The sequence below is a fragment of the Stenotrophomonas sp. JAG2 genome (assembly GCF_041080745.1).
Lineage (GTDB): Bacteria > Pseudomonadota > Gammaproteobacteria > Xanthomonadales > Xanthomonadaceae > Stenotrophomonas > Stenotrophomonas maltophilia_AA.
Genome location: NZ_JBEUMH010000004.1, coordinates 209,500 through 223,180, shown reverse-complemented (window position 1 = coordinate 223,180; position 13,681 = coordinate 209,500). Strand labels below are relative to the sequence as shown.

General features: G+C 68.8%; 11 protein-coding genes. 4 read left to right on the top strand and 7 right to left on the bottom strand.

What is annotated here, in order from left to right:
• Positions 1–75: 75 nt before the first annotated feature.
• On the top strand, positions 76–2,178 hold the full coding sequence (dinG, locus tag AB9O74_RS06875; protein WP_369348848.1) for an ATP-dependent DNA helicase DinG: 2,103 nt from the start codon (positions 76–78) through the stop codon (positions 2,176–2,178).
• A gap of 110 nt (positions 2,179–2,288) precedes the next feature.
• On the opposite strand, the gene ilvD is transcribed toward dinG, so the two are convergent.
• The gene (gene ilvD / locus AB9O74_RS06870; protein ID WP_176988456.1) at positions 2,289–4,127 is read right to left on the bottom strand and encodes a dihydroxy-acid dehydratase; all 1,839 of its coding nucleotides are present in this window, start codon (positions 4,125–4,127) and stop codon (positions 2,289–2,291) included.
• A 204-nt stretch (positions 4,128–4,331) separates the two neighbouring features.
• On the opposite strand from ilvD, the gene AB9O74_RS06865 reads away from it, so the two are divergent.
• From AB9O74_RS06865 to AB9O74_RS06855, 3 genes are read left to right on the top strand one after another with little or no spacing between them, the layout of a single operon-like run.
• Positions 4,332–4,895 carry a DUF1190 domain-containing protein gene (locus AB9O74_RS06865; RefSeq protein ID WP_369348847.1) on the top strand — a complete coding sequence of 188 codons (564 nt, stop codon included), beginning with the start codon at positions 4,332–4,334 and terminating at the stop codon, positions 4,893–4,895.
• Between the two features lie 3 nt (positions 4,896–4,898).
• Positions 4,899–6,077: a glutathionylspermidine synthase family protein gene (locus tag AB9O74_RS06860; RefSeq protein ID WP_369348846.1), complete on the top strand. Its 1,179-nt coding sequence runs from the start codon at positions 4,899–4,901 to the stop codon at positions 6,075–6,077.
• Positions 6,077–6,736 carry a hypothetical protein gene (locus tag AB9O74_RS06855; protein WP_346479054.1) on the top strand — a complete coding sequence of 220 codons (660 nt, stop codon included), beginning with the start codon at positions 6,077–6,079 and terminating at the stop codon, positions 6,734–6,736. Before AB9O74_RS06860 ends, AB9O74_RS06855 begins: the two co-directional genes overlap by 1 nt.
• Before the next feature lie 24 nt (positions 6,737–6,760).
• On the opposite strand, the gene AB9O74_RS06850 is transcribed toward AB9O74_RS06855, so the two are convergent.
• From AB9O74_RS06850 to AB9O74_RS06825, 6 genes are read right to left on the bottom strand one after another with little or no spacing between them, the layout of a single operon-like run.
• Positions 6,761–8,059 (bottom strand): DUF58 domain-containing protein, encoded by a 1,299-nt coding sequence (locus AB9O74_RS06850; protein ID WP_369348845.1) that lies wholly within the window; start codon positions 8,057–8,059, stop codon positions 6,761–6,763.
• Between the two features lie 31 nt (positions 8,060–8,090).
• On the bottom strand, positions 8,091–9,104 hold the full coding sequence (locus AB9O74_RS06845; RefSeq protein WP_257018680.1) for a MoxR family ATPase: 1,014 nt from the start codon (positions 9,102–9,104) through the stop codon (positions 8,091–8,093).
• Positions 9,101–10,279, bottom strand: a complete 1,179-nt coding sequence (locus AB9O74_RS06840) for a DUF4350 domain-containing protein (RefSeq protein ID WP_369348844.1) — start codon at positions 10,277–10,279, stop codon at positions 9,101–9,103. The genes AB9O74_RS06845 and AB9O74_RS06840 overlap by 4 nt, the downstream gene beginning before the upstream one ends.
• Positions 10,276–11,955, bottom strand: coding sequence for a DUF4129 domain-containing protein (locus AB9O74_RS06835; protein WP_369348843.1), 1,680 nt, complete (start codon positions 11,953–11,955; stop codon positions 10,276–10,278). The genes AB9O74_RS06840 and AB9O74_RS06835 overlap by 4 nt, the downstream gene beginning before the upstream one ends.
• A complete protein-coding gene (locus AB9O74_RS06830; protein ID WP_369348842.1) occupies positions 11,945–12,937 on the bottom strand; it encodes a stage II sporulation protein M in 993 nt (330 codons plus the stop codon). The genes AB9O74_RS06835 and AB9O74_RS06830 overlap by 11 nt, the downstream gene beginning before the upstream one ends.
• On the bottom strand, positions 12,934–13,623 hold the full coding sequence (locus AB9O74_RS06825) for an RDD family protein (protein ID WP_176987885.1): 690 nt from the start codon (positions 13,621–13,623) through the stop codon (positions 12,934–12,936). The genes AB9O74_RS06830 and AB9O74_RS06825 overlap by 4 nt, the downstream gene beginning before the upstream one ends.
• Positions 13,624–13,681: the final 58 nt, after the last annotated feature.

The window sequence follows — 13,681 nt, the reverse complement described above, 5'->3', positions numbered from 1 at the left end:
CGGAAAATGGCGCCGGTCACGGCCCTCGCGTCGTGAGAAAATGGGGACCGTGATCCAGTCAGGCAGTCCCCCGGCGTGACCGAAAAAGTTGAAGCTCCCCGCGCCCTGAACGACGAGCTCAAGGCCGGCATCCGCGACGCCTACGCCAAGCTGCAGGCCAATACGCCCGGCTTCAGTACCCGGCGCTCGCAGAGCCAGATGATCGGCGTGGTGTCGCGTGCGCTCTCGCACAGTGGCGGCGTCGGCGTGGTCGAAGCGCCGACCGGCGTCGGCAAGTCGCTGGGCTACCTGACCGCCGGCGTGCCGATCGCGCTGGCGACCAAGAAGAAGCTGGTGATCAGCACCGGCACCGTGGCGCTGCAGTCGCAGCTGGTCGAGCGCGACATCCCCAATTTCCTCAAGGCCACCGGCATCGAAGCGACCGTGGCGCTGGCCAAGGGGCGCACCCGTTACCTGTGCACCCGCAATGCCGCCGAAGCGCATGGCGACGGCGCGCAGGAAGGCATGTTCGAGGACGAGCAGCCGCTGTTCGATCGCCCGCTCGCACCGATTGAAATGGACCTGGCGCAGTCGCTGACCAAGGCCTTCCTCGAAGGCCGCTGGAACGGTGACCTGGACAACGCCCCGGAAACGATCAGCAACACCCTGCGCTCGCGCATCACCACGCCGGCCTCGGGCTGCGCCGGGCGCAAGTGCGCCTACTCCGCGCAGTGTGCGGTGCTGCGCTCGCGCAACACGGTGCGCGAGGCGCAGATCGTGGTGACCAATCACGCGCTGCTGTTGTCGGCGCTGTCGATCGGGGAGAGCGACAACGGCCAGCCGCTGATCGCGCCGCCGTCGGACATGCTGCTGGTCCTCGACGAAGGCCATCACATCGGCAACGTCGCCATCGACCAGGGCGCGGCCAGCCTCGCGCTGGACGAGATGGCCAAGCGTACCGGCCGCCTGCAGGTGCTGATCGCCGCGTCCTACCGCGCGGTGGACAAGGACAAGCTGGGCAACCTGCTGCCCAACGAGGCCATCGAGGCCGCCGCCAAGGTCAGCAAGCAGCTCAAGGCCTTCCGCGACGTGATCGACCGCAGCTGGCGGCCGGACCCGTCCGCGCAGGAGCCGATGTGGCGCGCCCCGAATGGTCGCCTGCCGGAGATCTGGATGCCGGATATCGAGGCCATCGCCGACGATACCCGCGCGCTGTTCAACTGGGCGCACGCCGCGCTGACGCAGGTGGCCAAGGGCAAGCCCGAGGATGCCGCGCGCGAGCGCCTGCAGCGCAACCTCGGCATGGCGCTGGAGATGATCGAGCAGCAGCACAACCTGTGGACCGGCTGGCGCCGCGAAGACAAGGACGGCCAGCCGCCGACCGCGCGCTGGATCACCCTCTCGCGCGATGGTGACCTGGTCCTGCATGGCTCGCCGGTCTCGGCCGCGAACGTGCTGCGCAAGCTGCTCTGGGATGAAGTGGATTCGGTGGTGATGACCTCGGCCACGCTCACCGGCGGCGGGGACTTCCAGGCGCTGGCGATCGACAACGGCATTCCGGCCGAGGCCGAGATGGTCTCGCTCGCGTCGCCGTTCGATCTGCCCAACCAGGCGCAGCTGATCGTGCCGGCGTTCCCGGTCACCCCGGATGACAAGGAAGGTCACCCCAAGGAAATCGCCAAGTACCTGGTCAAGGAACTGGACTGGGACAAGGGAAGCATCGTGCTGTTCACTTCGCGCTGGAAGATGGAAAAGGTGGCCGAGCTGATGCCGGCCGCGCAGCGCAGACAGGTGCTGGTGCAGGGCGAAACCGCCAAGCAGAAGATGATCGACGAGCACCTGCGGCGCACCTCGGCCGGCGAGGGCTCGGTGCTGTTCGGGCTCAATTCCTTCGGCGAAGGCCTCGACCTGCCGGGCGAAGCCTGCACCACGGTGGTGATCACCCAGGTGCCGTTCGCGGTCCCGACCGACCCGCAGACCTCCACCCTGAGCGAGTGGTTCGAAAGCCGCGGGTTGAACGCCTTCAACCTGATCGCGATCCCGCACGCGTTGCGTACGCTCACCCAGTTCTCCGGCCGGTTGATCCGCACCTCCACCGATACCGGCCGCGTGATCATCCTCGACTCGCGGCTGCTGACCCGCCGCTACGGCAAGCGCATCATCGATTCACTGCCGCCGTTCAAGCGGGTGATCGGGTAGGGGTGCATCAGACAGCCACGGGGTCGTGGCGTTCACAGCGGTAGAGCCACGCCATGCGTGGCTGCTCTCCGATGAGCCTGAAACTGCACGCATCCACGCATGGCGTGGACCTACTCTTCCAGCTTCGCCAGGTCCCGCACCGCACCCTTGTCGGCACTGGTGGCCAGCAACGCGTAGGCCTTCAGCGCGCCGGTGACCTTGCGCGGGCGGGCCTCGCGTGGCTTCCAGCCCAGTGCATCCTGCTCGGCGCGGCGTGCGGCCAGCGTGGCGTCATCCAGCAGCAGATCGATGCGCCGTGCGGGAATGTCGATGCGGATGCGGTCGCCGTCGCGGACCAGGCCGATGGTGCCGCCCGAGGCCGCTTCCGGCGAGGCATGCCCGATCGACAGGCCCGAAGTGCCGCCGGAGAAACGACCGTCGGTGAGCAGTGCGCATTGCTTGCCCAGGCCCTTGGATTTCAGATAGCTGGTCGGGTACAGCATTTCCTGCATGCCCGGGCCGCCCTTCGGGCCTTCATAGCGGATCACCACCACGTCGCCGGCCACCACCGTGTCGGCGAGGATGCCGGCCACGGCGGCGTCCTGGCTTTCGAACACACGCGCGTTGCCTTCGAACACATGGATCGATTCATCGACGCCGGCGGTCTTCACCACGCAGCCATCGACGGCCAGATTGCCACGCAGCACCGCCAACCCGCCCTCGGCCGAATAGGCATGCGCCACGGCGCGGATGCAGCCTTCGGCACGGTCCACGTCCAGCGTCGGCCAGCGCGTGGCCTGGCTGAAGGCGACCTGGGTCGGGATGCCGGCGGGCCCGGCACGGAAGAAGTCGTGCACCGTTTCATCGGTGCTCACCGCGACATCCCAGCGCGCGATCGCCTCGGCCAGGGTGCGGCTGTGCACGGTCGGCACGTCGGTATGCAGCAGCCCCCCGCGCGCGAGTTCGCCGAGGATGCCGAACACGCCACCGGCACGATGCACATCCTCCATGTGGTACTTCGGGGTATTCGGGGCGACCTTGCACAGCTGCGGCACACGGCGCGACAGCGCATCGATGGCATGCAGGTCGAAGTCGACTTCCGCCTCCTGCGCGGCGGCCAGCAGGTGCAGGATGGTGTTGGTGGAACCGCCCATCGCGATATCCAGCGTCATCGCGTTCTCGAACGCCGCGCGGGTCGCGATGCCACGCGGCAGGGCACCGATCTCCTCACCGCCATACCAGCGATGGCACAGCTCCACGATCAGTCGCCCGGCGCGGCGGAACAGCTGCTCGCGGTCGGCATGCGTGGCCAGGGTCGAGCCGTTTCCGGGCAGCGACAGGCCCAGCGCTTCGGTCAGGCAGTTCATCGAGTTGGCGGTGAACATGCCCGAACACGAGCCACAGGTAGGGCAGGCGCTGCGCTCGTACTCGGCGACCTTCTCATCGCTGGCGCTTTCATCCGCGGCGATCACCATCGCATCGACCAGGTCCAGTTTGTGCTCGGACAGGCGCGTCTTGCCCGCTTCCATCGGCCCACCGGAGACAAATACCACCGGGATGTTCAGGCGCAGCGCGGCCATCAGCATGCCGGGGGTGATCTTGTCGCAGTTGGAGATGCACACCAGCGCATCGGCGCAGTGCGCGTTGACCATGTACTCCACCGAGTCCGCGATGATTTCGCGGCTGGGCAGCGAATACAGCATGCCGTCGTGGCCCATGGCGATACCGTCATCCACCGCGATGGTGTTGAACTCCTTCGCCACGCCGCCGACCTGCTCGATCTCGCGCGCCACGAGCTGGCCCAGGTCCTTGAGGTGCACGTGGCCGGGCACGAACTGGGTGAACGAGTTGGCGACGGCGATGATCGGCTTGTGGAAGTCGCCGTCGGTCATCCCGGTGGCGCGCCACAGGGCGCGTGCACCAGCCATGTTGCGGCCGGCGGTGGAGGTGCGGGAGCGGTATTCAGGCATGGTGGCTGGCAGGATCTGGCGGGCCGTGGGGGCGCGTTTCACCTCGATTCTGCCGAAAAATTCCGGTTGCGTTTGCAACCACCTTCGCCGCTGCCGCGCGATCGAATCCTGAAACGCTGTTCATGTTTTGGACTTTGCCGGTTTTGGTTGTTCGCCCCGATCAGGCATGATTGGGGAGATAACCGTATTAGGGGGCATGACGCCATGAAACGTTCCAGGACCACTGCGCTGCTGCTGATGAGCGCTGCGCCGCTGCTGTTCACCGCCTGCCAGAAGAACGAGGCCGTGCAGGTGCAGGAAGGGCTCTACACCTCGGTGCAGGCCTGTACCGAAGCCACCGGCGATCCGTCCAGCTGCCGCACGGCCTTTGCCGAAGCGCAGAAGCAGTCTGCCGATGCCGCCCCCAAGTACGCCTCGCGTGAAGCCTGCGAAGCCGAGTACAACGCCGAGCAGTGCGTGGAACAGAAGACCTCCACCGGCCATTCGTTCATCGGCCCGATGATGATGGGCTTCTTCATGTCGCAGATGCTCAGCAACCGCGGCGGTGCAGGCCTGGCCCAGCAGCCGGCGGCAAGCCCGGCCTATCAGGACAAGGCCAAGGGCTGGGCACGCCCGGGTCCGTCGACCGGCGGGCTGAACACCGCCAGCGGCATCGGCGCCGGCAAGGCCGGCCTGGCCCCGGTCAGCGCCACCCCGAACCGTGCGGTCACCGCCAGCCGCGGTGGCTTCGGCAACACCAGCAGCAACCGCAGCAGCGTCGGCGGCTGATCGATGCAGCGCGTGCGTATCGCCGAGCGCAGCCAATGGCGCGCCCGGGCCGAAGAGTCGGGGTTCCGTTTCCACACCATCGATGGCCTGCCGTACTGGGATGAAACCGCGTACTACGCCTTCACCCTGCGTCAGATCGAACAGGACATCGAAGATCCCAGCGCCGAGCTGCATGCGATGGCGATGGATCTGGTCGACGAGGTGGTGGGCAGCCAGCAGTTGATGGACCAGCTGGCGATCCCGCCGCAGTTCCGCGACTGGATCGCGGACAGCTGGCGCCGCCGCGAGCCGCATCTGTATGGGCGGCTGGATTTCGCCTACGACGGCAGCGGCCCGGCCAAGCTGTACGAGCTGAATTACGACACGCCCACCTCGCTGTTCGAGGCCTCGTTCTTCCAGTGGCAGTGGCTGGAGGACCAGCGCAACCAGAACCGGCTGCCGCCGCATGCCGATCAGTTCAACGCGATCCATGAGGCGCTGGTCGAACGTTTCGGCGAACTGGCGGCCCAGTTGCCGCCGCCGCTGTATTTCAGTGCGGTCGGTGCTTCGGAAGAAGACCAGGGCACCGTCGCCTACCTGCGCGACTGTGCGGCCCAGGCCGGCCTGCGTGGCGAAGCGATCGCGATCGAGGATATCGGCCTGTCCGAGGACGGGCGCTTCACCGCGCTCGACGACACCGTGATCGGCAGCCTGTTCAAGCTGTACCCGCTGGAAGACCTGATGACAGAGTCGTTCGGCCAGGCGCTGCCCGCCTCGGGCGTGCAGCTGCTGGAACCGGCCTGGAAGGCGATCCTCAGCAACAAGGGCGTGCTGCCGCTGCTGTGGCAGCGTCACCGTGGCCACCCGAACCTGCTCGCCGCCGAGTTCGACGACGGCAGCGAGCTGCCGCGCGGCTGGGTGCGCAAGCCCTTGTTCTCGCGCGAGGGCGCCAACGTGGCCATGCACCTGGCCGACGGCAGCTGGCAGGAAAGCGAAGGCCCGTACACCGGCCCGGCGATCCGCCAGGCCGCGCATCCGCTCACCGCGTTCGATGGCGCTTATCCGCTGATCGGCAGTTGGATCGTGGGCGACCAGGCCTGTGGCATGGGCATCCGCGAAGACAACAGCCGGATCACCCGCGACAGCGCCCGCTTCGTTCCGCACGCGATCATCGACGAAGCGCCGACGCGTATCTTCGTCTGATGGCTGTGCAGCGCCGGCCCGGCTCGCGCGGGCGCACAACACCTGTTGCCGGCCGTCACTTCGATGACGGCCGCAGCCTGCAGGCGTTTGCCGATCGCGTGGCTGTACGCTGCCACCGCTGCGATACGCCTGGCTGGGTGCTGGCGAGCTGGGCACCGTATCGCTGGACCGCACGCTTCCGCTGCACCGGTTGCAGCGCGGCATTGGACAGCGTCGACAACCCCTGGGTGGGCCCGGTCCGCCTGGATGGGCGTCGGCCCTGTGGCCACTGCGGACATCAATGGCTGTCCGTACACCAGCACCGACCATCTGCGACCACCGGGGTGCCGGGCACGTTGCCTGCGGAGTGCGCGCAATGCGGGCGCAGCAGCGAGGTCAGCGTCACGGTACGCCCACTGCGCGCTGGGGACCCGGCCGATCCGCATTTCGGCCTACCCCTGCGCCTGGTCGAGCCGACCCGCGCCGGTCTGCTATGGGCGTACAACACAGCGCATCTGCAGGCCCTTCTGGATTACGTCAACGCGTCACTGCGCGAAAGCCGTGGCGTGCATCGTTCAATGTTCTCCCGCCTGCCGGGGTGGATGAAGCTTGCCCGCAATCGTGCGGTCGTGCAGAAGGCGATAACGCGCCTGATCGTCAGCGCCCGCATCGCTGCGTAGCTACCGACCGTTGGTCGGTACGCGTTACAACAACCCATCCCGCTTGACCGCCAGATAGCGCTCCACCAGCGCCCCGGGCAGTGCCTCGGCGGTGACATCCAGCACCATCACCCGATGGCTGCGCAGCGCGTCATGTGCGTCGCTGCGCTGCTGCAGGTAGCGGGCGATCGCACCGGCCTGGGTGGCGTCCTGCAGGGTCTCCACCGGCTGGGCCAGCGCATCGTCCAGCGCGCGTTCGCGCAGGCTGGCCACGCACACCAGGTGCTGGCGCTGCAGCAGGCGCACGGCCGCGAGGAGGTCTTCGATGTCTTCATCGCGCACGTTGGTGACCAGCATCACCAGCGAGCGCCGGCGTTGCCGCAGCGAAAGCTCGGTGGCCGCGGCGAGGTAATCAGTGGCGACCGGTTGCGCCTGCAGGTCGTAGCTGGCGCGCAGCAGAGTATCGATGGTGCCCATGCCGCGTTTCGGTGCGACCCAGCGGCTTTCGCCACCGGCGGCGAACAGGCCCACGCCGTCACCCTGGCGCAGCGCGAGGTAGGAGACCACCAGCGCTGCATTGAGCACATGATCGAAGTGCGACAGGCCGCCTTCGCTGGCCATCATGCGCCGGCCGGTGTCGATCATGAGCACCAGCTGCTGGTTCTTCTCGTCCTGGTACTCGCGTGAGATCAGCTTGCGCGCCCGCGCGGTCGCCTTCCAGTCGATCTGGCGCAGGCTGTCGCCGATGCGGTACTCGCGCATCTGGTGGAAATCGGTGCCTTCGCCGCGACGGCGCTTGAGGTGGGCACCGACCAGGCGCGAGGCCTGTTCGGCACTGAACAACGCAAAGCGGGTCAGCGGTGCGAAGTTGGGGTACACGCGCACTGTCATCGCGGGCGGCAGCTGCCGCCGCTGATGCCACAGCCGCCAGGCGCTGTGCATGCGCAGGTGCACGCCCTCGAACACGAAGCGGCCACGCGCGGTGGGCGTCAGCCGATATGCCACGCTGCTGCTGACCATCGGCTTGAGCGCCAGCGCACGCGGCAGGCCCTGCAGGGCCCAGCCACCGGGCACCAGATCGAACACCTCCACGCGCTGGTGCCGGCTCGATTCCAGCCGCAGCGTGGCCTCGCGCTCGACGTTCAGCGCCAGCGACTCTGGCAGCGCGCGGTGCACGCTGGGCGAGGGCTGGCGGCGCAGGCGCAGCAGGTCCACCAGTGCGATCAGGCCCACACCGGCACCGATCGCCCACCAGGCCGCGTGCGGCCAGGCACCGAGCACCACCGGCACGCCGAGCAGGCCCCAGCCGGCCAGCAGTGCCAGCAGCAGCGGTCCCGGCCTCATGCCGGTCGCCCGCGATGGACGGCGCGCGCACTCATTTGCGTGGTGCGTCCACCTTGGCCAGCAGTGCGGTCAATGCATCGTCGGCGCTTTGTCCTTCGATCTGCAGTTCCGGTGCCAAGGCGATGCGGTGGCGCAACGCCGGCTTGGCGATGTCGCGCACGTCGTCGGGGGTGACGAAATCACGGCCGGACAGCACCGCCTGCGCACGCGCCGCACGCACCAGCGCGATGCTGCCGCGGGGGCCGGCACCGAGCGCGATACCCGGCCACTGCCGCGTGGCGGCGACGATACGCACCGCGTAGTCGATCACTTCCGGATCGACCGTGATCGCCGCGGTCGCCTGCTGCAGCGCGACCACCTCGGCCCCGCTCAGTACACGTGGCACCTGCGAGAGATCGAAGTCGGCCGCGCTGCGGCCGGTGGTGATCGCATCGACCATGCGCTTCTCGTCGTCCAGCGTCGGGTAATCGATCAGCACCTTGAGCAGGAAGCGGTCCAGCTGCGCTTCGGGCAGCGGGTAGGTGCCTTCCTGCTCGACCGGGTTCTGCGTGGCCAGGGTCAGGAACGGCGGGGTCAGCGCGAACGCCTTGCCCTCGATGGTGACCTGGCCTTCCTGCATCACTTCCAGCAGGGCCGACTGGGTCTTGGCCGGGGCGCGGTTGATTTCATCGGCGAGCAGCAGGTTGGTGAACACCGGGCCGCGACGGATCTTGAAGCTCTCGGTCTTCGGGTCGTACACCGCATGGCCGCTGACATCGCTGGGCATCAGGTCCGGGGTGAACTGCACGCGGCCATAGTCCAGCTCCAGCGCCTGGGCGAGGGCACGCACGAGCAGGGTCTTGCCCAGCCCGGGAACGCCTTCGATCAGCACATGGCCACCGGCCAGCAGGGCGATCAGGATCTGGTCGAGCACCTCGGGCTGGCCGATGAAAGCGCGGCCGACGGCGTCGCGCACGGCATCGACGCGCTCGGACAACGGCGACGGCGACGGCGGCGCGGTCACGGCAGGAGGGGACAGCGGCGGCGGAAGCGTCGGCTCGGTCATAGCAGGTTTCTCATCTGGATCAGCAGGCGGATGCGGTCGCGCAGGCCGGCGACGTCGTGGGAAGCGGGTGGGGTCAAGGCAGTCTGCACGCGTGCGTGCGACCACTGCAGCAGGGTGGCGACGGCGTGCACCCGCGCGTCGCCGGTCAGCGCGGCGGCCGTCGGTGAGCGCCGTCGCAGGCGAGCCAGGAAGGCACGGCGGACCGCGTCGTACAACAGCGGCGCTTTGCCGAAGCGCAACAGGTGCTCGCCGCTGGCGCGGATGTGCTCCAGCAGGGAGCGGCGTTCGGCCGGCGGCGAAGGCAGTTCGCTGCCCAGCCGCTGCGCACGCTGCCACAGCCAGCCGAGCAGGGCCAGCAGCAACGGCGCCCACACCGGCCAACCGAGGTAGAACACGCGGTTCCACAGCGAGGGCGGACGGGAGGCGTAGACCAGCCACATCGTGCCCTTGCCATGGTTCGGCGCCAGCACGTAGCGGGTCAGATCGCGGTGCGCCTTGTCGTGCAGGCCATCGACGATCGCGTTGGCAGCATTCGGGGGGACCGTCGGGTTGGGCCGGCCCTTGCCGTGCATGAAGGCCATGTCGGCCAGCACATCGATGCGGCCATGGCCGTGGCGCAGGCGGGCGAAGACCCGGCTTTCCTCATCTCCCCAGCCCCGCTCGAGCGTGATGCCGGTGGGCGGCGTGACCGCGAAGCGGCGTCCATCGCAGAACTCGACATGCTGCGGGTCATCGCGCACGTGGAACGGCTGGCAGTCGCTTTCATGGCCTTCGCTGTCCACGCCGAGCGCTTCCAGCAGCGGCCCGTTGCGCGCCTCGTCCTTGCCGATCGGTGGCGTGCGCACGATCAGATGCCCGCCGCGTGCCACCCAGGCCATCAGGGCGGCCACCGCGGGCGCGGGGACCTCCGCACTGTCCTGCAGCAGCACGACGGTATCGCCCGGCGCCAACGGCATGCGGGTCAGGTCCAGGCGCGGCCGCGACTGCACCGTGAGGCCGTCCGCACGCAGCGCCTGGCCGAGCACATACAGCGGGTTGTAGCTCGCTTCGCCCTGCGGGGGCAGGCGTTCCACTTCGGTCACCCGCTCGTGCGTGCGCAGGAACAGGATCGCCAGCGGCACCGCGATCACCAGCAGCACGAGGCCAACCAGCAGCCAGCGCAGGCGGGCGCTCATGCGTGCCACCCGAACTGGGCCTGCAGTGTGGAGGCCAGCGTGTCGAAGTCGTCATCGGTCGGCAACTGGCCCGCATAGGCGGCGTACTGCCAGACCCGCACGATGCGCGCGAACAGGCTGCGGTCGGCCTCGACCGGCATCCGTCGCGAGGCGCGCAGGCACTGCGCTTCGGTGGCCCCCGGTGGCAGGCTGACCTGCGCGCGTTCGCTCATGCTGTCCACACTGGCGCGATACAACAGCGCCAGCGCCTGGCGGGGGCGTCCCTCCTGCCACAGCGCACGCGCACGTGCGGCGGGATCGGGCGGTGCCACGTCCGGTATCCGGATCGCGTCTTCCACGATCGCCGTGGCCGTTGCGCGACGGCGCTGGCCGGAGCCGCGCAGCCACGGCAGCCAGCGCGGCGCGGTGGCCAGCAGCAGCACCACCAGCAACCCCACGAACGCCCACAGCGTCCACTCGGCGATCTGTGCCGGCAACAACGGACCCTTGGCACCGCGTTGAGAGGTGCCCTTGGTCGCGGCCTCGCGCTTGGCCTTCTCGACATCGACTGCGTCGGTGTCCGTGCGCTTCCACTCGGTCACCTCGCGGGTCGGGCTCTGCAGCGGGTCTTCGTACGCGCGCTGCACGGCCTGGCGGAAGCCGGCCGTATCCACCGCTTCGCCGCCGAAGATGCCGACCGGTGTGTTGGCCGGATCGTTGTCGTAGGTCAGCGGTGGATCGTCTTCTTCGCCGTCTTCGTCAGCGGCGTCGGCCGCGTCGGCCGCATCGGAGGCGGGCGCCAGGCCGTCCTCGAGCGACGGCGTGTCATCGGCCGGTGCCGCCACCGCGCCCTTGGTGTTCGACGGCGGCACCTGCTGGGCGTGCAGCGCCGCGCCCGGCCAGATCAGCACCAGGGCCAGCATCAGCAACGGCGCCGCCTGCTGCAGCCGTACGCGCAGGCGCCGGAAGGCGATCTCCAGATCCCACGCCTCCATCTGCGTACGCCGGTCCAGGTACAGCCCGAAGCCCGCGCCTGCGTAGAACGGACCGATCACCGTGGCCGCGCCCCAGAACAGCAGGTTCACGCCCAGCTGCATCCACGCCGGCATGTCCTGCTTGGCCAGCTCCCACGCCGCGCGCCAGGATTCGGACAGCAGGTCCACCGGAATGAACAGGAATACCGCCGCGATGCCGCCGGCCACCAGCACGATCTCGAACACCATGCACACCAGCGTGAGCAGCAGCGCATGGCCCAGTGCGCCCCCGGCGATCGCACGGCGCCGCTGGCGCCGATGCGCCGGATCAGCACCTTCCAGCAGGTTGACCGGGAGCAGCACCGAGCGCAGCGGGCTCAGGCGTCGCCAGCCGAGATAACCCCAGAAGCCCTGCCAGCCCCAGGAGCGCTGCGCGCGCAGGGTCTGCCGGGTCGTCGACGCATCGCCGAACACCCCGCGCGAGATCACGTACAGCGCGATGCGCTCGAACAGCGGCTTGAGCCACCACATCGCCAGCCAGGCCCAGCCGAAGCTGTCGGTCCACCACGCCACGGCGTTGAGCAGCACGAACACCGGCAGCGACACGGCCAGCCAAGGCGCCCAGACCGCAGCCGCATGGCGGCGCACCAGGGCCATGCCCAGCTCCATGGCCTCCCAGCCCGAGCGTGCCCGCAGCACGACGTTGAGCCGATCAATCTGCATCGGCCGCCCCGCGTCCACCGCGCCACAACCAGACGAACACCGTGGTCCACAGCACCGCGGCCACGCTGTATTTCCCCCATGCCGGGATCGCCGCGATCGAGGACCAGAAGGCTTCGATGAAGGCGGCGATCAGCAGCATCGCCGCGACCCCCACGCACAGCTTGGCTCCGATCACGCCGCCCTCGACCAGCGCATCGATGCGCCGCCGCCGCCCGGGGGCAAGCAGTTTCATGCCCAGCTGCAGGCCGGCGCCGCCGGCGATCACGATCGCGGTCAGCTCGAACGCGCCATGGCCGGCCACGAAGCGCCAGAACGGATCGCCGTGGCCGATGTGCTGCAGATGGCCGGCGATCGAGCCGATGCCGACACCGTTGAACAGCATCACCAGCACCGTGCCGACGCCGGCGATCAACCCGAAGGCGAACGTGCGCAGGCCGATGCTTATGTTGTTCATGATGTAGTAGCCGAACATGGTCCAGTTGGTGCCGCTGTCGCGGCCCAGGTTCGGCGAGGCCGGATCGTACATGCGCTCGAATTCGGCGATGCGCGCGTTGTCCAGCAGCAGGTGGATCAGCTCCGGGCGCCACAGCACCAGCGCGAAACTGCCCACCAGCGGCACTACGAACAAGGCTGCGGCCACCCACATGCTGCGCGCCTGGCTGCGCACCAGCTGCGGGAAATCGGCGAACAGGAAGGCGAGCGCGCGCTGCCACTGCGGTCGCGGCGTGCGGTAGAGCAGGGTGTGGCCCTGCTGCATCAGCTGCTGCAACCGCGCGACCAGCTGCGGGCTGTAACCGCGCCGGCGCGCCAGCGCCAGCTGCTGGCACAGGCGGCGGTAGCGCTGCGGGAAATCACCGTCGTCCAGGCCCTCGTGGGCGGCTTGCCGGCGCGCCTGCCGTGGATGCTCGCCGCGCTGGGTCAGCCACTGCTCCAGCGCCTGCCATTCGGCCTGGTAGCGGGCGACGAACTGTTCCTGTCTCATCGGCGTCCCAACAGCCAGTTGGCCATCGCATACAGGCGCAGCACGCCGACCTGGCCGCGGCTTCCGGTGAGCGGCGCGGCGATATCGGCCAGCTCCTGCTGGCGCGGGGTCGACAGCCGCGGCGCACGCTCGGCGAAGGCGACCACGGCCGCCTGCTCGGCCGGCTGCAAGGGGTGCGGTGGCACCAGCACGCTGCCGACCGGCACGCTGCCGCCCAGCGGCGGCGCACCCTGGTGGATCACCACGGTGCCGGCGACCAGGTCGCCGAGGCGGCGGCCATGCGCATCGAACAGACTCGACAGCAGGCCGAGCGCGTAGCCGAACGGCAGCATGTCCACGGTGCGCAGCAGGTTGCGGGTGATCGCGCTCATCCAGCCGATCGGTCCGCCATCGCGCGCGACCACGCGCAGGCCCATGGCGCGTTTGCCCAGGGTGCGGCCCCAACACGCTTCCTGGACGATGGTATAGGCCCACAGCAACAGGAACATCAGGCCCAGGTAGAGCCCTTGACCGAAGCCCCCGAGGAAGGCCAGCGGAATGCTGAGGATCATCAGCGCGCCGATGCGGATCACGAAGTCGATCGCCCAGGCCAGCGCACGCGGCAACGGACCGGCCACGGGCAGGTGCAGGGGCACGCCTTCGGGTGTGATGACCTCCCGGTAGGTGTCCAGCATGGGCGCGCTCATCGGCGGCACGTCACGGTGGATCGTACGGAAGGCCACAGGGGACGCCGGATTCCTCTCC